General features: G+C 68.4%; 17 protein-coding genes and 1 pseudogene. 8 read left to right on the top strand and 10 right to left on the bottom strand.

Translation table 11 applies throughout. From position 1 onward, the window contains the following. Nucleotides 1–6: 6 nt before the first annotated feature. From MOM01_RS10155 to MOM01_RS10130, 6 genes are all read left to right on the top strand, one after another. Complete coding sequence (locus MOM01_RS10155) at nt 7–1281, top strand: DUF6986 family protein (RefSeq protein WP_241385296.1); 1275 nt, start codon at nt 7–9, stop codon at nt 1279–1281. Beyond that, a complete protein-coding gene (gene allB, locus MOM01_RS10150) occupies nt 1278–2660 on the top strand; it encodes an allantoinase AllB (protein WP_241385295.1) in 1383 nt (460 codons plus the stop codon). Before MOM01_RS10155 ends, allB begins: the two co-directional genes overlap by 4 nt. Next, entirely contained in the window at nt 2657–3625 is a 969-nt protein-coding gene (gene alc / locus MOM01_RS10145) for an allantoicase (protein WP_241385294.1), read from the top strand. The genes allB and alc overlap by 4 nt, the downstream gene beginning before the upstream one ends. Nucleotides 3626–3751: 126 nt before the next feature. Then, nucleotides 3752–5149, top strand: coding sequence for a uracil-xanthine permease family protein (locus tag MOM01_RS10140; RefSeq protein ID WP_241385293.1), 1398 nt, complete (start codon nt 3752–3754; stop codon nt 5147–5149). Further along, on the top strand, nt 5130–6185 hold the full coding sequence (locus MOM01_RS10135) for an isopenicillin N synthase family dioxygenase (protein ID WP_241385292.1): 1056 nt from the start codon (nt 5130–5132) through the stop codon (nt 6183–6185). Before MOM01_RS10140 ends, MOM01_RS10135 begins: the two co-directional genes overlap by 20 nt. Next, nucleotides 6182–6928 carry an alpha/beta fold hydrolase gene (locus MOM01_RS10130; RefSeq protein WP_241385291.1) on the top strand — a complete coding sequence of 249 codons (747 nt, stop codon included), beginning with the start codon at nt 6182–6184 and terminating at the stop codon, nt 6926–6928. Before MOM01_RS10135 ends, MOM01_RS10130 begins: the two co-directional genes overlap by 4 nt. A 99-nt stretch (nt 6929–7027) precedes the next feature. On the opposite strand, the gene MOM01_RS10125 is transcribed toward MOM01_RS10130, so the two are convergent. The 5 genes and pseudogenes from MOM01_RS10125 to MOM01_RS23510 form a co-directional block, all read right to left on the bottom strand. Beyond that, complete coding sequence (locus MOM01_RS10125; protein WP_241385290.1) at nt 7028–8053, bottom strand: BMP family protein; 1026 nt, start codon at nt 8051–8053, stop codon at nt 7028–7030. 52 nt (nt 8054–8105) lie between these two features. Next, nucleotides 8106–9068, bottom strand: a complete 963-nt coding sequence (locus tag MOM01_RS10120; protein ID WP_241385289.1) for an ABC transporter permease — start codon at nt 9066–9068, stop codon at nt 8106–8108. Next, complete coding sequence (locus tag MOM01_RS10115) at nt 9065–10138, bottom strand: ABC transporter permease (RefSeq protein ID WP_241385288.1); 1074 nt, start codon at nt 10136–10138, stop codon at nt 9065–9067. The genes MOM01_RS10120 and MOM01_RS10115 overlap by 4 nt, the downstream gene beginning before the upstream one ends. Continuing rightward, a complete protein-coding gene (locus MOM01_RS10110; RefSeq protein WP_441347291.1) occupies nt 10135–11190 on the bottom strand; it encodes an ATP-binding cassette domain-containing protein in 1056 nt (351 codons plus the stop codon). Before MOM01_RS10110 ends, MOM01_RS10115 begins: the two co-directional genes overlap by 4 nt. Next, a pseudogene (locus MOM01_RS23510) lies at nt 11164–11574 on the bottom strand (ATP-binding cassette domain-containing protein); the annotation flags it as partial. The pseudogene MOM01_RS23510 and the gene MOM01_RS10110, both read right to left, overlap by 27 nt. Nucleotides 11575–11843: 269 nt before the next feature. Between MOM01_RS23510 and MOM01_RS10105 the strand changes: the two are divergent. Then, complete coding sequence (locus MOM01_RS10105) at nt 11844–12428, top strand: helix-turn-helix domain-containing protein (RefSeq protein ID WP_241385286.1); 585 nt, start codon at nt 11844–11846, stop codon at nt 12426–12428. A gap of 103 nt (nt 12429–12531) precedes the next feature. Then, the gene (locus tag MOM01_RS10100) at nt 12532–13524 is read left to right on the top strand and encodes an isopenicillin N synthase family dioxygenase (RefSeq protein WP_241385285.1); all 993 of its coding nucleotides are present in this window, start codon (nt 12532–12534) and stop codon (nt 13522–13524) included. On the opposite strand, the gene MOM01_RS10095 is transcribed toward MOM01_RS10100, so the two are convergent. From MOM01_RS10095 to MOM01_RS10075, 5 genes are read right to left on the bottom strand one after another with little or no spacing between them, the layout of a single operon-like run. Next, nucleotides 13488–14981 carry an aldehyde dehydrogenase family protein gene (locus MOM01_RS10095; RefSeq protein WP_241385284.1) on the bottom strand — a complete coding sequence of 498 codons (1494 nt, stop codon included), beginning with the start codon at nt 14979–14981 and terminating at the stop codon, nt 13488–13490. The two genes, MOM01_RS10100 and MOM01_RS10095, sit on opposite strands and share 37 nt — an antisense overlap. Next, on the bottom strand, nt 14978–15865 hold the full coding sequence (locus MOM01_RS10090; RefSeq protein ID WP_241385283.1) for an aromatic ring-hydroxylating oxygenase subunit alpha: 888 nt from the start codon (nt 15863–15865) through the stop codon (nt 14978–14980). Before MOM01_RS10090 ends, MOM01_RS10095 begins: the two co-directional genes overlap by 4 nt. Continuing rightward, nucleotides 15862–17427: a GMC family oxidoreductase gene (locus MOM01_RS23325; RefSeq protein ID WP_241385282.1), complete on the bottom strand. Its 1566-nt coding sequence runs from the start codon at nt 17425–17427 to the stop codon at nt 15862–15864. Before MOM01_RS23325 ends, MOM01_RS10090 begins: the two co-directional genes overlap by 4 nt. Further along, nucleotides 17414–18028 (bottom strand): thiamine pyrophosphate-dependent enzyme, encoded by a 615-nt coding sequence (locus MOM01_RS10080; RefSeq protein ID WP_241385500.1) that lies wholly within the window; start codon nt 18026–18028, stop codon nt 17414–17416. The genes MOM01_RS23325 and MOM01_RS10080 overlap by 14 nt, the downstream gene beginning before the upstream one ends. A gap of 5 nt (nt 18029–18033) precedes the next feature. Then, the gene (locus MOM01_RS10075; protein ID WP_241385281.1) at nt 18034–18534 is read right to left on the bottom strand and encodes a thiamine pyrophosphate-binding protein; all 501 of its coding nucleotides are present in this window, start codon (nt 18532–18534) and stop codon (nt 18034–18036) included. Nucleotides 18535–18548 lie beyond the last annotated feature (14 nt).

Raw genomic sequence — 18548 nt, 5'->3', positions numbered from 1 at the left:
GTTCGGGTGCCGCCAGGACTGGACAGGCTCATCGCCGCTCTCGACGAGGATCTCGCGGAGATCGACACCGCATATGCCGCGACCTATCCGGGGAACGACGGTGCCAGGCAGCCTGTGCACACCGTCTACCTTCCGGCCGATCGATACGAGGCCGATACGGTGCCGAACTGGGGCGCTCAGGCCCTCGAGGTCCTCGGATCCCATATCGACGGTCCTGCCGACCTGGCCGCGGTCACCGGTATCGAGCCCGCCCTGGCAGAGGCCGTCCTCCCGCTCGTGCACGACAAACTGCGGCGCGAGCCGATCGAGGATCTGCGCATCGACTTCGAGGACGGGTTCACCCGCCCCGGCGTGCCGGAACGCGAGCGCGACGCGGACGAGGACTTCCACGTCGCTCGCGCTGCCGCCGTGCTCGCCGCCGACCCTGCGGCCACGCCCTTCGTCGGCCTGCGGTTCAAGTCCTTCGAGGCCGGCAGTCGGCACCGCGGTGTGCGCACGCTCGACGGATTCGTTGCCGCGCTCTCCGGGAAGGGCGCGTTCCCTGACGGATTCGTCGTCACTCTTCCCAAGGTGGTTGCGCCCGAACAGGTCGCAGCCATGGTGCGCACCTGCGAGTATCTCGAGGAGGCCTACTCGCTTCCGGCGCCGCTGCGCTTCGAGATCCAGATCGAGACGCCGCAGGCGATCTGTGGACCCGACGGAACCGCCGCGGTCGCCGCCATGATCAGGGCGGCGCAGGGACGCTGTTCGGGACTGCACTACGGCACCTACGACTATTCGGCCGCCTGCGATATCGCCGCCGAATACCAGGCGATGGATCATCCTGTCGCCGACCACGCCAAGGCCACCATGCAGGTCGCGGCGGCCGGTACCGGGGTCCGGCTGTCCGACGGCTCGACCAATCGCCTTCCCGTCGGGACGCGGGACGAGATCCGCGAAGCGTGGGCGGTACACGCCCGCCTGGTCGACCGGTCGTTGCGGCGCGGCTTCTACCAGGGCTGGGATCTGCACCCTGCACAACTGCCGACCCGCTACGCCGCGACCTTCGCCTTCTACCGGAGGTCGCTGCCCACCGCCGCGTCACGTCTCGCGGCGTACATCGATCCGGGACTGTCGTCCGGCTATCTCGACGAACCGGCCACCGCACGCGCCCTCGCGTCCTTCCTCCTGCGCGGAGTGAGCTGTGGCGCCCTCACCGAGGACGAAGTGCGCGAGCGTACCGGCACGGACCTCGACCATCTGGCCCGGCTCGCCGGCCGTCCGACGGAGGTGACCCTGTGACCGTCCCGAACGGAGACGAGCTGTCCGATATCGTGATCCGCGCACTCCGTGCGGTCGTGGGTGAGCGTGAGCGGGCGTGCGCGGTGTTTCTGCGCGACGGTCGCATCTCCGCTGTCGAGAACTACGACGCGTCGGCTCCGGAGGGGGCACGCGAGGTCGTCCTCGCCGCCGACGAAGTCCTTCTTCCGGGGCTGGTGGACACCCATGTGCACGTCAACGAGCCCGGCCGTACCCAGTGGGAGGGATTCGCGACCGCCACCCGGGCCGCCGCAGCGGGTGGGGTGACCACGATCGTCGACATGCCGCTCAACTCCATCCCGTCCACCGTCGACGTCGCGGCGCTCGAGGTGAAACGGAAGGTCGCGTCGGAGCAGGTCACGGTCGACGTCGGATTCTGGGGCGGTGCGATACCCGGGAATCTCGCAGAGCTCGAACCGCTCTGGAACGACGGAGTGTTCGGATTCAAGTGCTTCCTGGCACATTCGGGTCTCGACGAGTACCCACCGCTCGACCGGGAACAGATGGTCGACGCGATGCGGACGATCGCCGGATTCGGCGGCCTGCTGATCGTGCACGCAGAGGACGGGCCGACCCTCGATGCGCGCACCCGGCCCGCAGGGCCGCGATACGACGACTTCCTGCACTCCCGGCCACCGGTCGCGGAGTCTCGTGCAGTCGCTCAGGTCGTCGACGGTGTACGCAGAACCGGTTGCCGCGCGCACATCCTGCACCTGTCGGACGCGGAGAGCCTGGCGCTCGTCGCGGAGGCGAAGGCCGAGGGACTGCCTCTCACCGCCGAGACCTGCCCGCACTATCTGTCACTGTTCAGCGAGGAGATCCTCGACGGTTCCACCCATTTCAAGTGCTGCCCGCCGATACGCGAGGCCCGCAACCGCGAAGCGCTGTGGCGCGGACTCGCCGACGGCACCCTCGACTGCATCGTCTCCGACCACTCGCCCTGCCTGCCCGAGCTGAAGAAGTTCTCCAGCGGGGATTTCGGAGAGGCGTGGGGTGGCATCTCCTCGTTGCAACTGGGCCTGCCCGTCGTGTGGTCCGAGGCGCGCAAGCGGGGCCACGGACTCGTCGACATGGTGCGCTGGATGGCCGGGCGCACCGCCGAACTCGTGGGACTCGGGGACCGGGGATCCATCGCAGTGGGCAACGTCGCCGATCTGTCCGTCTTCGCTCCCGACGACGCCTTCGTGGTGTTCCCGGAACGACTGCACCATCGCAACGCCGTCACGCCCTACGCGGAGCGAGCGCTGGCCGGAGTCGTCCGGCAGACCTGGCTCGCGGGCCGTCCCCTCGCAGTGACTCTCGATGCCGCTCGCGATCCCGCACCTCGCGGTGCGCTCCTACGCCGAAAGGAAAGCCTTTGACCGAGGCGGATTTCACGCAACTGCCCGATCTCGCTCTTCGCACGCTGGGCGGCGCCGTGGTGTACGCGAACGACGAGTTCTTCGCGAGCCGGGAGAACCTGATCTCACCCGGTGCTCCGGCCTTCGACCCCGCGGAGTTCGGTCACAAGGGAAAGGTCTACGACGGCTGGGAGACTCGGCGTCGACGCGAGTCCGGACACGATGTCGCGCTGGTCCGGCTCGGGGTTCCCGGTGTCGTCGAGGGGATCGTGATCGATACGGCCTGGTTCACCGGGAACTACCCGCCCTTCGCGTCCGTCGACGGAGTGGACATCGACGGTCATCCGTCGGAGGAGGAGCTGCTGGACGCGCCCTGGGAACCGATAATCGACCGGGTCGCTCTACGGGGCGATTCCGCGAACACCTTCGTAGTGGACGGGGGCAGGCGCTGGACGCACCTGCGTCTGAACATCTTTCCGGACGGAGGCGTGGCGCGGTTCCGCGTGCACGGGCATCCGCGCCCGGATCCGGCCTTCCTCACCGGAACGATCGACCTCGCGGCCCTCGAGAACGGTGGTGACGTCGTCGCATGTTCGAACCGGTTCTATTCGTCGCCGCGCAACATCATCGCTCCCGGCCGTTCCCGTCACATGGGAGAGGGTTGGGAGAACGCCCGCCGACGCGACGACGGCAACGATCACGTCGTGATCCGCCTGGCGGGGCGGGGGTGCGTCGATCATGTCGAGATCGACACCTCCTATTTCGTCGGCAATGCACCGGGCGCAGCGCGATTGATCGGAATATCGACGGCGGAAGGGATTTCCGACGAATCGTCGTGGGTCGAACTGGTGCCGCGCACCACTCTGCTGCCGGACTGCCGCCACCGCTTCCGGGTGGACTCTCCGATCCCCGTGGAGTTCGTGCGGCTCGATGTCTACCCCGACGGGGGGATCGCCCGTCTGCGCGTGCACGGACGGCTGGAATAGGGCGGACGCGGGGTCGGTGAGTTGTTCCTTACCCGCGCGAAACACGATGACTCGAGCGCGAAAACTTCGGATACCAAGCTGTATTCCGCACCGTATACAGCCGCGCATCCGAATGGGAGCGATCACATGACCTCACCGCACCCCGTCGACACGAGACTGCCGTTCGCCCGGCAGTTCGCGTTCGGCCTCCAGCACGTCCTGATCATGTACACCGGATGCATCACCGTTCCGCTGGTGTTCGGCGCGGCCGTAGGGCTCGACCGCGACACCATCGCCATGCTCATCAGCGCCGACCTGCTGATCGCCGGTCTGATCACGATCGTCCAGAGCCTCGGCGTCGGCAAACTCGCCGGTGTCCGTCTGCCCATCGTGTGCGGTGCGACCTTCGCCGGTCTCACGCCGATGATCCTCATCGCGAACGAATACGGGCTGCAGGCCGTCTACGGGTCCATGCTGGTGGGCGGCATCATCGGTCTGGCGCTGGCGTGGCCGTTCGCCAGGATCATCCGGTTCTTCCCACCACTCGTCACCGGCGCGGTGCTCACCGTCGTCGGCATCTCCCTCATCGGCGTGGCCGGTGGACTGATCGTCGGCAACGACCCCACCTCGCCCTCCTTCGCCTCCCCCGTCGACATCGGGTTGGCGGTGCTCGTCATCCTCGTGGCCATCGGTTTCCTGTGCCTCGGACGCGGAATCTGGGCACAGCTCGGCGTCCTGATCGCCCTTGCCGCCGGCACGGTCGTCGCGATACCGCTCGGCCTGATCGATCTCGGCGGGGTCGCCGGTTCGTCGTGGGTGGGCCTGCCCGCACCCTTCCACTTCGGTGCACCCGAGTTCCCGGTCACCGCCGTGGTCGCCATGAGCATCGTGATGGCCGTGGTGTTCGCCGAATCGACCGCGAGCATGCTCGCTGTCTCCGAGATCACCGGAAAGCGCGTCACCAAGGGCGACATCGCGCGTGGGCTCGCCGGTGACGGTGCCTCGGCCGTGCTCGGCGGCGTCTTCAACGCCTTCGTCGACACCGTCTTCACGCAGAACGTCGGTGCCGTCGCCACCACCCGTGTGTACAGCCGGTACGTCACCGCCACCTCGGGCGCGATACTCGTGGTTCTCGGTGCCCTTCCCAAGGTGAGCGCGGTGGTCGCGACGTTGCCGAAACCGGTGGTCGGTGGTGTGGGCCTGATCCTGTTCGCGACGGTCGCGCTGGTGGGCATCAACACGCTGCGCTCGGTGGACCTGTCCGACCGCATCAACTCCACGATCGCGGCTGTCGCCGTCGGCGTGGGCCTGCTGCCCGAACTCGCCGAGGGGATGTTCGAGAAGTTCCCGTCCTCCGCACAGATCCTGCTCGGCAGCGGGATCACTCTCGCCGCGATCACGGCGTTCTCCTTGAACCTGCTGTTCAACCACACCAAGCTCGGCGCCGTGGCGCGGGCTGCCTCGCGGCCGAGCACACCGGCCCCGGCCACCTCCTCCGCCGCGCCCGTTACTCCAGGAGCCGTTCATGAACCTGCCGTCGTCTGACACCTTCGTCGTTCCCGCCGTCGACATCGGTCCGTACGTGCGGGGCGAGGGCGACACCGAACGTGCCCGCGTGGCGAGGGAGATCGACGATGCCTGCACCCGGGTGGGGTTCGTCCAGATTCTCGGTCACGGTGTCCCCGGGGAGGTGGTCGACGGGCTCGCCTCCGCACTCGACGACTTCTTCGGTCTGCCGCTGGAGGACAAGGTGCGTTACCGCGTCGACGGCGCCAACCGCGGATACAGCCCGCCGAAGAGCGAGTCGCTGAGCCTGAGTCTCGGGGTCGAAGCCGCGAGTCGCATGAACGACTTCTTCGAAGCGTTCAACATCGGTGTGGAAGCGCGGTCGTTCACACACGTGGAGCTGTCCGAGGACGATTACGGGCTCAACCTCTGGCCCGACGTCCCGAACTTCGAGGAGAGGGTGCAGGCCTACTACGCGGAGGCCGCGCGGGTGGCACGCACTCTCACCCGGATCTTCGCCGACGCGCTCGGTCAGGATCCGGACTACTTCGAGCGGCTCACCGACCACTCGATCGATGTACTGCGCATGAACAACTACGCATTGCCCGAGGGCACCGTCGATCTGGACGGCGATCTCACCGGTATGGGGGAGCACACCGACTTCGGAATCGTCACGGTCCTGTGGGCCGACCGGGTCGCGGGTCTGCAGGTGCTCGGATCCGACGGGGTGTGGCACGACGTCGAACCTCTGCCCGGCGCCCTGCTGGTCAACCTCGGCGATCTCACCGCCCGCATCACGGACGATCGGTGGATGTCCACTCTGCACCGGGTCAAGCCACCGATCGTCGACGGGCGGATCCGCCGCCGTCGTTCCGTGGCGTTCTTCCACGACGGCAATGTCGACGCCGTGATCTCCACACTGCCCGGGTACGCGGGGCCGGAACCGTACGAGCCGATCGTCGTTCGGGACCACATCAAGGCGAAACTCGCCGGCTCCCGCCACGGCAAGGTGAACACCGCCGCAGTGCGCGAAGCAGCCCGTGTGCTGGCCGCCGCGGAGGAACTCCGAGGGTGAGTCACGTCGTACTCGTACACGGCGCATGGGCCGGAAACTGGGTGTGGGACACGATGCTCGAACCTCTCCGGCAGGCGGGCCACACCCCGCATGCACTCTCCCTGCCGGGGGTGGGAGCGTGGGGCGCAGGTGATGTCACGCTCGACGACGTCGCCGTACTCGTGGCCGATCACATCGCCGGACTCGACGGTCCGGTGATCCTCGTCGGACACTCCGGTGGGGGCATCGTCGTCACGCAGGTCGCGGAGATGCTCCCGGAGTGTGTCGCCGGGGTCGCCTATCCGGCGGGGATGATGCTCCCGTCCGGGGTCGATTTCGGAATGCTCTGCGACGGTATCGGTCTCGAACAACCGGTGGGTATCTCGCGGTGGCTGCTCTCCACTCCGGACGGTCGCGGCACGGTCGTACCGCCGGAAGCTGCTGCAGCGGTGTTCTTCCACGAAGCGGACGCCGCGCACGCGATCGGTGCCGCGCGCAGACTCGCGCCGCAACTGGAGACGGCCCGTCTCATGGCTCCCGTCTGGACGCCGGAGCGTTTCGGACGCGTTCCGAGGTTGTACATCGAAGCGACGCTGGACCGTTCGATTCCGCTCGCGGCGCAGCGGCGGATGCAGCAGCTGACGCCGGGCGCGGCGGTCGTCTCGCTGATCGCCGATCACGCCCCGCAGTTGTCCGCCCCTGATGCACTCGCAGCGGCATTGGTGCCGTGGTGCTCGGAACGGAACCGGGCGCGGGCCGGATAGGCGCGCACCTCGGCAACCGAACGAACGAGGCCGGTGCGGCGTGCGATCCTTCCGGATCCGCGCACCGCACCGGCCTCGCCGGGGTTCGATCCGCCGGGGTTACTCGCTGCCGCCCTTGTACTGGACCTCGAACTCGCCCGATTCGATCTTCTCGCGGTATTCCTCGAACAGTGCCATCGCCTCGGGGGAGATCTTGTCGGCGAACGCCGGATTGACGACGACGTCGAGACCGCCTTCGGTGAAGTCCACCTCGTAGTACTTCGCCGGGTCGATCGTCCCGGCCTCCACGTCGGCGACCATGGCGCGGAGCACCTCGTCGAGATTCCACACCACGGAGGACACGACGTTCTCGGGGGCGAGAGGGGTCTGATCCATGGTGTAGCCCGCGACTCCTACTCCGCGCTGTTTGGCGCCTTCGATGGTGGCCGCGTCGACGCCGCAGGTGGAGAACTGGTCGGCGCCCTGGTCGACGAGCGCGTTGACGGCCTCGAGGGTCTGGGCAGCAGCGTCGGACCATCCGCCGATGTAGGCCGGGCGCAACTGGATCTCGCCGGGGCCCTTGTAGGTCAGGCGCGCCCCGTCGGCGAAGGCCTCGATCTGTGCCTTGCACACCGGGATCTCGAATCCGGCGGTGCCGGCGAGGATTCCGGTCTCGGTGAGGTCGCCGGCGAGGATTCCGGTGAGGAAGGAACCCTGGTAGAAGGGCTGACTGTAGTCGGCGAGGTTGGCGGTGATGTCGCCGAAGCCGCCGGCATAGGCGAACAGCACGTCGGGATAGTCCGCGATGACGCCCTTGATCGGTTCGCCGTAGTTGAACGAGTGCCCCACGATGAGCTGGTTGCCGTCCTCCGCGAGGTCGGTCACGATCTGGGCGATCTGCTCCGAGGTCGCACCGGAATCCTGTTGCACCACCGTGAGGTCGATCAGGCCCTCGGCCTCGAGTTTCTCGGCGCCCTCGACCATGCCCTGGTTCCAGCCGAGGTCGTTGACCGGGCCCGAGGTGACGATCGCGGCCTTGACCACGCCGTCGGACGACGGGTCCCCGTCGGAGCCGGAGCTCGAACACCCCGTGAGTGCGACACCCACGACTGCGGCTGCTGCGACAGCGGTAACCGATTTCTTCACGTATTTCTCCTCCGAGAGACGGCTCGCACGTGCGAGCCCCGAGTGGGAACAGCTATTTGGCGGGAACGAAGGGGACGCCCAGCGCCGTGGGGGCGGTGTTGCGGGAGAACCACACGGTGGTCGCGACCACGGCGAGCAGGGTCACGACGTAGGGCATCGCCTGGAACAGCTCGTACGGCACCGAGGTGGCCTGGCCGCCCGAGGCCGCCTGCACGCGCAGCTGGAAGGCGTCGACGAGTCCGAACATGAAACCACCGGCCACGGCGCCGAGAGGATTCCAGCGTGCCAGGATCACGACGCCGAGCGCGATCCAACCGCGACCCCCGGTGATGCCGTCCTGGAAGAAGCCCAGACCGTCGATGACGAGCGCACCGGCCGCACCGGCCGCGGCGCCGGAGATCAGCAGGGTGAGCCACCGGGTCCGGGGAACGGAGACGCCGACGGAGTCGGCGGCGTCCGGGCTCTCGCCGGCCGCCCGGATCGACAGGCCGAAGGCCGTGCGGGACAGGATCCACCACAGGGCGACGACCGATGCCAGGGCCAGATAGACGAGTGGGGACTGGGAGAACAGGATCGGTCCCAGCACCGGGATGTCGGACAGCACCGGGATGTCGAGCGGCGTACTGCCCTGGATTCGCGGAGGAGTCCCGGTCAGGCCGAAGACCTGCAGATACAGGAAGGATGCGAGACCGGTGCCGAGGATGACCACCGAGATTCCGGTGATGATCTGATCGACGGCCATCGTGATCGTCAGGTAGCCGACGACGGCGGCGGTCGCCAGGCCCGCAGCGGCGCCGGCGAGCGCGCCGAGCATCGGTTGCCCGGTGGCGTGGACGGTCACGAACGCCGTGACCGCGCCCACCATCATCTGGCCCTCGATGCCGAGGTTCATCAGACCGGATCGTTCGGCGAGGCAGGCGCCGGCCGCGGCGAGGATGATCGGAACGGCGAGGCGAAGGGCTGCGGTGAGCAAGGGAACGAGTGCGCTCACGCCCAGGACGTCGGACCAGTTCATCGCGCACGCTCCACGAATCGGTTGGCGAGCAGCACCGTCAGGATCATCACGGCCTGCACGACGGTGCCGATGGATGCGGGGATCTCCTGGGTGCGCTGGACGGCCTGGCTGCCGAGCGTCAGACCGGAGACCAGGGCTGCGGCGAGCACGATGCCGAACGGATTACGCCTCCCGAGCAGTGCCACCACGATGGCGGTGAAGCCGATCCCGGAGGACACCGCGAGGGAGAGGCGGAACTCACTGCCCACCAGCATGATGGCACCGGCGATGCCGCCCAGGGCACCGCTGACGAGCGCCGAGGTGACGATGGTGCGGCCGACGGAGATGCCGTTCGCCGCTGCGACGGTGGGGCTTTCCCCGACGATCTGCGAGGCGAAGCCGAACCGGGTGGAGCGCATGAGCCACCAGACGAGCGGCACGGCGGCAACGGCCACGAACACACCGATGTGGATGCGGGTGCCGGGGATCGTCGCGAGCACGGCCCAGTCCGGAATCCGCTCGGATTCCGGGGTGAAGCCGTTGGGATTGGCGAGGGGTTTGCGCACGGCCCACGCCAGTGCGTAGAAGACGAGGTAGTTGAGCATCAACGAGGAGATGATCTCGTTCACCCCGAGCCGTGCCTTCAGCACACCCGCGATGCCACCGATGCAGGCGCCGGCCGCGGCGGCGGTCACCGCCACGACCGGTATCGCGACCCAGCCGGTTCCCAGCGGCATGCTGAGCACGACGGCGGCGGCCGTGATCGCGCCGACGTCGTAGTGCCCCTGCGCGCCGATGGTGATGAAGCCGGTCCGGTACGCGATCGCGTAGCCCAGACCCATGAGCACCAGGGGGGTCATCCCGGTGAGCAGCCGTCCGAGTTGCGTGTCGCCGCCGAGAGCGGCGTTCAGCATGGTCGCGTACGCCTGTCCGGGATCGCCTCCGGCCAGCAGGATGAGTACGGCGCCGACAGCGAGGCCGACGAACACCGCGAGCAGGGGAACTCCCAGGGCGGCGGCGTGCCGCAACCTCGGCGGTGCGACGGGGTCGGGGGCCGGTGTGGTCGCGGGCATGAGGGTGCCCGTGCTCATGCCGCGGCCTCCTGGAATCCACCCATCGCAGAACCGATGGCTTCCCGGTCGAACGGGCCCTCGTCGAACTCGGCGACGACACGCCCGCGGTAGAGCACCACGACCCGGTCGGCGAGACTGCAGATCTCGTCGAGATCGGACGAGACGAGCAGGATCGCGGCGCCCCGTGAGCGGTGTTCGACGAGGGTGTCCCACACGAACTCGGTCGCACCGATGTCGAGACCGCGGGTCGGTTGTGCGACGACGAGGACGCGGGGGGCACCGTCGAGCACACGGCCGAGGACCACGCGCTGGGCATGACCTCCGGACAGGGTTCCGGCGAGCGTGCGCGGACTCTGTGCCTTCACCGCAAGGGCCTCGATGATGCGTTCGGCACGTGCGCGGATCGCGCTGCGTGACAAACGTCCCCAGCGGCGTGCCAGCGGCGCGGTGGTGTAGCTGTCGACGGCGAGATTGGTGTCGATCGCCAGCGACTTGACGAGTCCGCGGGAATAGCGATCCGCAGGGACGATGCCGACCCCCACCTCCCGCACGGCGCGCGGTGTGGAGGCGTCGATCTCGCGTTCGGCCACGCAGACCGCGCCGGTGGCGTCGGGGGCGAGGCCGGAGAGCACGTCCTCGAGCGCGGACTGGCCGTTGCCCTCCACGCCGGCGACCGCGACGAGCTGCCCGGCTGCGACGCGCAAGGTCACATCGTGCAGTTGTCCGGGTACCGACACCCCGACGAGTTCGAGCATGCGGGCGCCGGGTGGTTCGGTTGCGGCCCGGCGGATTCCCAGTCCCACATCGCGTCCGACCATGTCGCGCGCGAGTTCGGCAGTGGTGACGGGGGTTCCGCTGTCCCGGATCGGCTTCTCGGCGACGAGCTGTCCGCCTCGCAGCACACCGACCCGGTCGGCGGCTTCGAGGACCTCCTCGAGGTGGTGGGTGATGAGCACGATTCCGACGCCGCGGTCCGCGGCGAGGCTGCGGATCCGCGCGAGGAGGGAGTGGACCTCTGCGGGAGCGAGGTTCGCGGTGGGTTCGTCGAGCAGTAGATATCCGGCGCCCAGATGCAGGGCGCGCAGGATCTCGACCCGCTGTTGCTCGCCCACCGACAGAGTCTCCACCCGTGCTGCCGGATCGCACGCGAGCCCGGTCTCGTCCGCAAGCGCGGAGATTTCCGATTCGGTGCGCCGCAATTGCTTTCGCCCGACGACTCCGCGAGTGCGACCCAGCAGGAAGTTCTCGGCGACCGTCATGCCGGGCACGAGCATGAAATGCTGATGAACCATGGCGATCCGGTCGTTTCCCCCCTCGGCGAGCGTATTCCCGTCGACCTCCACGGAGCCGGAGTCCGGGGGGAGCAGGCCGGTGAGGATGCGCATCAGCGTCGACTTGCCGGCACCGTTCTCTCCGAGCAGGGCGTAGACCTCGCCGGGCCGGACGTGCAGCGAGACGTCGCGGAGGACGTGGTTGTCTCCGAACGACCGGTGGATACCGCGCATCACGACGCCCTCGGCGGGGCCGTGTGTTGCGGATGCCGAGCCGATGGTGCTGCCCGTGTGCGAAGTTGCTGTCACCATACGGTGGACCTTCCGAGTAATCGCTATGTGTTAACGCGAGACGATCCAGGGTCATAATTGAGCGGCCGTGTCGGATCCGTGACGTTTGTGTTTCGGGCCGGGCAGGAGGGATGGGATCCGAGATGCGGACGGAGAATGCAGTGCCGGAACAGGATCGGGTCGCGCGAGTGGGCCGTGCCATTCGCGACGTCCGGCGGCAGCAGGGGCTCACCGCCCGATCGCTGGCGATGCGATCCGGGGTCAGCCAGGCGTTTCTGAGCCAGGTCGAGCGCGGGCTCAACGCGCCCTCGCTCGCGACGCTGTACAAGATCGCGGATGCGCTCGGGTGCTCACCCTCCGATTTCCTGGATCCGGCGCCGGAGGCCGACGTACTCGTGGTGCGTGCGGAAGGGCGCGTCGCGCGGGCGGTGACGGGGACTCCGGCTGCTCCGGTGACGTGGATGGCTCGGGGGAACGGTGCGATCACCGAGGTGTACCAGTACGTCATCGAAGCCGGCGACGATGTCGGCGGGTGGTTCCGGCGGTCCGACGATCTCGTGATGGTGATGATCGGCGGCCGCCTCGAGGTGCAGGTGCGGGGCCGGGCCCCGATCGGCCTCGGGGAGGGCGACTGCCTGTTCGCGGCCGCAGGAACCGAGATGCAGTGGTGCCATCGTGGTCCGGATCCGGCGCGCCTGGTGCTGTGCGTCGGTGCGCGCACGGAACGGGGCCCGGAGAACAGGTGACCGGCGAACCCGTAACACGGTTCTCATGTGATCGAGACGGACGGGCAGCATCGCAGGAATGAACTTATAGCGATCACATCGCCCGTCTCGCCCAGGAGTCAGCATGGAATCCCTGCCCCTCATCGATCTGCGTCCGTTGCGCGACGGAAGCGATCCCCGCACGGTCGCCGACGCGCTCGACGCCGCCTGTACCGACCTCGGTTTCTTCGTCGTGACCGGGCACGGGCTCGATCCCGATCTCCGTGCCGCGACGATGGAGCAGGCCCGCCGGTTCTTCGCCCTCCCCTTCGAGGAGAAGATGGAGATCGCCATCGCGAAGTCGTCCTGTCACAGCGGTTACGTGCCGCCGAAGACCGAAATCCTCGACCCCACCGCAGGCGCGGACGGCAAGGAGGCCCTCGACATCACCCGAGACCGTGCCGCCGATCACCCCGAGGTCGTCGCGGGCACCCCGCTGCACGGCCCGACGCAGTGGCCGGCCTCGCTCATGCCCGACTTCCGGAGCGTTGCCGACGACTACGCGAGAGCATGCCTGGACATCAACGCCCACATCATGCGCGGTCTCGCGCGTGCGCTCTGCCTCGAGGACGACGCCTTCGTGCCGATGTTCACCGACCCGCTCGCGTCACTGCGCATGCTGCACTATCCGCCTGTTCCCGAGGGCGACACCACACCGGGCGCCGCGGCCCACACCGATTACGGCTCGTTGACGTTGCTCGCCCAGGACGACATCGGTGGGTTGCAGGTCGCCGCGCGGCAGGGCGGATGGATCGATGTCGTGACCCCGCCCGACGCCCTGGTCGTCAATCTCGGGGACATGATCGCCCGCTGGACCAACCACCGGTACGTCTCCACTCGTCACCGGGTTCTCAATCCCACCTCCGGACACAGATATTCGCTGCCGTACTTCGTCGCCCCGAATTTCCGTGCGGTGATCGAGGCGATCCCCAGCTGTGTCGAGCCGGGTACGGATGCGATCTACCCGCCGATCGGTGCCGGGGAGTACATGCTCTCGCGGTTCGGTGCGACGCACGCCTATCTGGGGGCACCCACCGGCCCTCAGACCGACATGCACACGGTCTTGGTCTCGAGATAGTTCTCCAGGCCCGCAGCACCGTTCTCGTATCCCCAGCCCGACTGCTTGTGGCCACCCTTGACCAACTCCGGAGAAAAGTACGAGTGGCAGTTGATCCACACGGTGCCGGCGCGGATCGCGCCGGACACCCGGTGGGCCCGCGACAGATCCGACGTCCACACGCTCGCGGCGAGACCGTAGTCGGTGTCGTTCGCCCACGCGATCACTTCGCCGGGGTCGTCGAAGGGAGTCACGGTCACGACCGGGCCGAAGATCTCCTCGCGCATCAGAGGCAGATCGGGCGCCGCGTCGACCACGACGGTCGGCTCGTAGAAGCTACCCGTCTCGCCCACCATGCGGCCCCCGGTCACGATGCTCGCACCCGCTCGTGCACCGTCGTCGACGTAGGACGCCACTCTCGCTCGGTGCCTTCGGCTCACCAGCGGACCTTGATCGGTGTCCTCGTCCAGACCGTGCCCGAGCCGCAAGGACTTCGCCGCCGCGGCCAGGCCGTCCACCACCTGCTCGTAGACGCGCCGCTCGGCATAGACACGCGAACCGGCGACGCACACCTGTCCGCAGTTGGCGAAGATGCCGCGGGCCAGGCCGGGGATCGTCGTGGGCAGATCGGTGTCGCCGAACACGACGGCCGGTGACTTTCCGCCGAGTTCGAGGGTCAGTCGCGCGAGACGGCCCGCTCCCGCCGACGCGACGAGCTTCCTGCCGACCTCCGTGGATCCGGTGAACGTCACCTTGTCCACGCCGGGATGCTCGGCCAGCATGCGTCCGACCGCACCGCCGCCGGTCACGATGTTCACGACCCCGGCGGGGATCCCGGTCTCCGCGAGCAGTTCACCGAGCCGAAGCGCGGTGAGGGAGGTGTCCTCGGCCGGTTTGAGGACGACGGTGCATCCGGCGGCGAGTGCCGGGGCGAGCTTCATCGCCGCCATGAGCAACGGGGAGTTCCAGGGCACGATCGCCGCCACCACACCGACCGGTTCCCGGACAGTGTGCGCGAGGACCTTCTTCCCGGGTGGCGCGTAGGTGATCGACGGTGTCACGGTGATGCCGGTGATCTTCGTCGCCCAGCCCGCGTAGTAGCGGAACTGCTCTGCTGCCGAGGGTATTTCCGCGAATCGTGCGGTGGCCCAGGTCTTGCCCTGGTCGAGGCTCTCGAGTTCGGCGAGTTCGTCGGCGTGTGCGTCGATCACCTCCGCGATCCGCCACAACACGCGTGCCCGGGCCGCGGGAGTGCACGACGCCCACTCCTGCCGCAGGGCCCCGCGGGCCGCGGTGACAGCGGCATCCACCTCGTCCGGTCCCGCCGAGGCGAGTGTGGCGAGCGGCAGGTCGGTCGCCGGATCGACCGTCTCGAAGGGGACTCCCGAGCCGGGGATCCAGCGGCCGTCGACGAGCAGGGATTTCGTCCCGGTGCGGAGGAAGCCGGCGCAGTGGCGGGGGAGTGCTGCGGTGGTCACGCGTCTGCTCCTCGGGTACCGGCGGGCAGGAGCGGCACGGCGCCCCAGCGCAGGCCTTTGGCCTTGAGCCAGCGTCGGTAGGTGACCGAGGAGGCGTCGGCGCGGGTCGGGATCTCGTCGCGCGGATCGAGGGGGAGCAGCAGCGGCCGCTGATTCTCGACGATGATGCGGTCCTGCAGGAAGATCACCTGCTCGAACTGGACCAGCTCGGTGTGCGAGGAATCCGGGTCGACGAGATACATCACCGGCTGTGCGCGGCAAACTGTTTCGTCGATCGGCTGGACGAACAGGGCGATCGCGTCGAGACGGGTGGGGTCTGCAGGCGAAATCCGGTACAGCATCACCTGATACGGGTTCGGAACCCGATAGGTCAGGTGCGCGAACGACCCCTCGGAGGCTGCGGACATCTGCGGCTGGAAGAAGGTGCAGTCGGTGGCCCACACCTCGTCGGTCTCCCGCCGGATCTCCCATGTGTACCGCGCGACCTCCGTGGCCGCCTCGCCGCCGAGAATTCCTGTGTGCACGAACGGGAAGTGCGCCATGTCCAGGAAGTTCTCCACCACCCGGCCGGGAGACGAGCGGAGCGTCATCCATCCGCACGGCACGTAGCGCCGGTCGGCCTCGTCGGCCTCGTCGATGGTGAAGACGTCCTTCTCGGGAGTGCCGAGAGTGGTCCACACGAAACCGTATCTGCGTCGCACCGGAAGAGTGTCGTCCCCGTCGCGCACCGTCGGCACACCGTCGGCGTCGACGGTGCATTCGACGTCGGCGCCGAGGAGGCGGGTGTACACGGCCGCCTCGGCGACCTCCTGTTCGGAACAGACCGGATACCACTGGTTCAGCACGACGGGGTCGTCGCAGCGTGTGGTGGTGCTGGTCGTCACGGCAGTTTCCTCTCGGTTCCGGTGATCGACGCGGCCGCGCGTTCGGCCAGCGCGATCACGGGGGCGTTGGTGTTGCACGACGGGAGCACGGGGATGACGGACGCGTCCACCACGCGGAGCCCGTCCACGCCGTACACACGCAGGTCCGGGTCGACGACCGAATCCGGGCCCACGCCCATCGCGCAGGTGCCGGCGGTGTGGAAGAAGGTCGCGCAGCTCGTGCGGACGAAGGCTTCGGCTTCGGTGCGCGTCGGCCGGCGGTCGGGCGCGGCGGGTGCCTCCACGAGGCGTTGCAGAGCGGACGTCGTTGCGAGGTCGAAGATGCGGCCGAGGCCGGCGACGAGAGCGTCGAGGTCGCGAGGATCGGACAGATAGCGTGGGTCGACGATCGGTGCCGTGCCCGGATCCGCGGATCGCAGGGTCAGCTGTCCGACGCTGTACGAACGCATGAGACCGGGGGAGATCGCGAAGACGTCGCCGGTGACGTCGTAGCGTGCGGCGACCTCCGGGGTGGCGTGCGCACCCTGGACGACGAAGGCGTGCAGGTCGGGCATATCCAGTGAGGGGTCCGAACGCCAGTTCAGGATCGCGCCACCGCCGTTGTCGCGTACCGGGCCGAGTGGGCCGCGGGACCGGAAGTTCACGCCCATGAGGAGGGGGTGGTCCTGGAGGTTGCGTCCGACGCCGGGCAGCGCGGTGTGCACGGGGAGGCCGTGTTCCCGCAGGTGTGCAGGGTCGCCGATCCCCGAGAGCAGCAGCAGGTGCGGGCTCGAGATCGCACCGGCGCAGAGCAGCACCTCGGCGTCGGCACGGACCACGATGTCCGTGCCTGCGCTGTCCGTGCCGGGGCGGCGGTACCGCACACCCACGCACCGGTGGCCGTCGAAGATCAACTCCGACACGGTGACGTCGGTGCGGACCGTGAGGTTGGGCCGGGTCCGCGCCGGATCGAGATAGGCGCGAGCCGTGCTGACGCGGTGACCGTCGTCGATCGTGAGGTTCGCCAGGGCGGCGCCCTCGATCTCCGGCCCGTTGCAGTCGTCGAGTACCGGCATGCCGAGTTCGGATGCGGCGTCGAGCAATCCGGTGGCGATCGGGTGCGGGTCGGTGGGCCGGGTGATGCGCACCGGACCTCCGGCACCGCGGAAGGCGGTGGCGCCGCCCTCCCAGTCCTCGGCGCGGCGGAAGTAGGGGAGCAGCGACGCGAAGTTCCAGCCCTTCGCCCCGGCGGTCTCCCACGCGTCGTAGTCCGACGGGTGCCCGCGATACCAGAGCATCGCGTTGATGCTGCTCGATCCGCCGAGAACCCGGCCCCGCGGGATCGGCACGGCGCGACCGCCGAGCAACGGGCTGGGGGCGTAGCTGTGCCCCCAGTCGTAGTCGCCGCCGAGCAGTCCCGCCCAGGTCGCGGGCGCGTCGATCGGCGGGAGGCCGGCGTGGTCCGGCCCTGCCTCGAGGAGCAGCACGGACGTGTCGGGATTCTCGGTCAGACGGGCGGCGAGGACACACCCCGCCGACCCGCCACCGACGACGACGTAGTCGAATCCGTCAGTTGTGTTCACTGGGCCCCATGATGGTGATGCCCTCCGTCGCCTCCACGTGGCGAACGAAGATGTACTTGTCTTCCCGGCCGTCGCTGTGCTTGCGCTTGATGCCCGGCTGCACGACACTCGAGACCTTCGCGACGAGTACGTACGGTTCGTCGGCGGACAGTCCCGCCACGCAGTGCTTGTCGAACTCCTCGAGGGTTTCTGCGGTGTAGGCCTTCTCGATTCCGGCGCCGCGGGCGATCGCGGCGATGTCGACCTTGCCCTTCGCGGTGTGGGTCGGCGGGCCGCCGATGGACTGATAGCACTCGTTGTCCCACACCACCGTGAACAGGTTGCGGGGCTGCTCGTTGGCGAGGGTCGCGAGGATGCCGAGGTTGAACAGCATGCCGCCGTCGGTGTCGAGCGAGACGATGCGGCGGTGCGGCAGGCCCACCGCGAGGCCGAACGCCTGCGGGGTCACGCAGCCGAGTTGCTGCTGGAACAGGCTGGCCTCACGCATGTGCGGGGCGGCGTTGTACCACTCGTCGACGCTCGCGCCGAGGGAGAGGATGACGAGTTCGTTCTCGAGCCGGGCGGCGAGTGCCTGCATGCACTCGAATCGGGTCATGCGCATGGTGGTCAACGGACGAGTCCTCCTCCGAGGGCGATGGCGGAATGGTGGTAGGCGGAGTAGGACCACGCGAAGGCGTCGCGGATGGCGCGTTCGATCGCGTCCTCCTCCCGCACGATGCGGTACGGGATGCGCAGAGCGTCGAGGATCGGCTCCATCGTGATGCCGTGCGGCACGGCCCACCAGTTGTTCTCACCGAGTTCGCCGCGATAGCTCATGAGCATGATCACCGGGATGCCTGCTCCCAGGCCCATGCGGGCGAGGGGTTCGACGGAGGCGCGCAGACCGGAGTTCTCCATGATGAGCGCGGCGCGCGTGCCGGACAGGAAGATTCCGCCGCAGATCGCGGCGCCCTCACCCTCGTTGGTGACCTGGATGGTGCGGATCGTGGGGTGGGCGTCGAGGGCGGGGTAGAGCTCCTTGAACAAGGAGTCGGGCAGGTAGCACACGGTGGTGACGCCGGCCTTCTCGAGGCCACGGATCACCGCGTCGACGGTGGACTGTTGCATGGTGCGTCCTTTCG

This window comes from Rhodococcus sp. CH91, assembly GCF_022554085.1.
In the GTDB taxonomy this organism is placed as follows: Bacteria; Actinomycetota; Actinomycetes; order Mycobacteriales; family Mycobacteriaceae; genus Rhodococcus.
The sequence above is the reverse complement of the archived record's forward strand: the minus strand, read 5'-3'. Positions and strand labels throughout refer to the sequence as shown.

Bases quoted from the DNA above. Each gene is read 5' to 3' on its own strand.
- MOM01_RS10115 (WP_241385288.1), bottom strand. From the start codon at position 10,138: ATGAGCACGGGCACCCTCATGCCCGCGACCACACCGGCCCCCGACCCC.
- MOM01_RS10075 (WP_241385281.1), bottom strand. From the start codon at position 18,534: ATGCAACAGTCCACCGTCGACGCGGTGATCCGTGGCCTCGAGAAGGCC.
- MOM01_RS10140 (WP_241385293.1), top strand. From the start codon at position 3,752: ATGACCTCACCGCACCCCGTCGACACGAGACTGCCGTTCGCCCGGCAG.
- MOM01_RS10100 (WP_241385285.1), top strand. From the start codon at position 12,532: ATGGAATCCCTGCCCCTCATCGATCTGCGTCCGTTGCGCGACGGAAGC.
- MOM01_RS10080 (WP_241385500.1), bottom strand. From the start codon at position 18,028: ATGCGCATGACCCGATTCGAGTGCATGCAGGCACTCGCCGCCCGGCTC.
- MOM01_RS10120 (WP_241385289.1), bottom strand. From the start codon at position 9,068: ATGAACTGGTCCGACGTCCTGGGCGTGAGCGCACTCGTTCCCTTGCTC.
- MOM01_RS10135 (WP_241385292.1), top strand. From the start codon at position 5,130: ATGAACCTGCCGTCGTCTGACACCTTCGTCGTTCCCGCCGTCGACATC.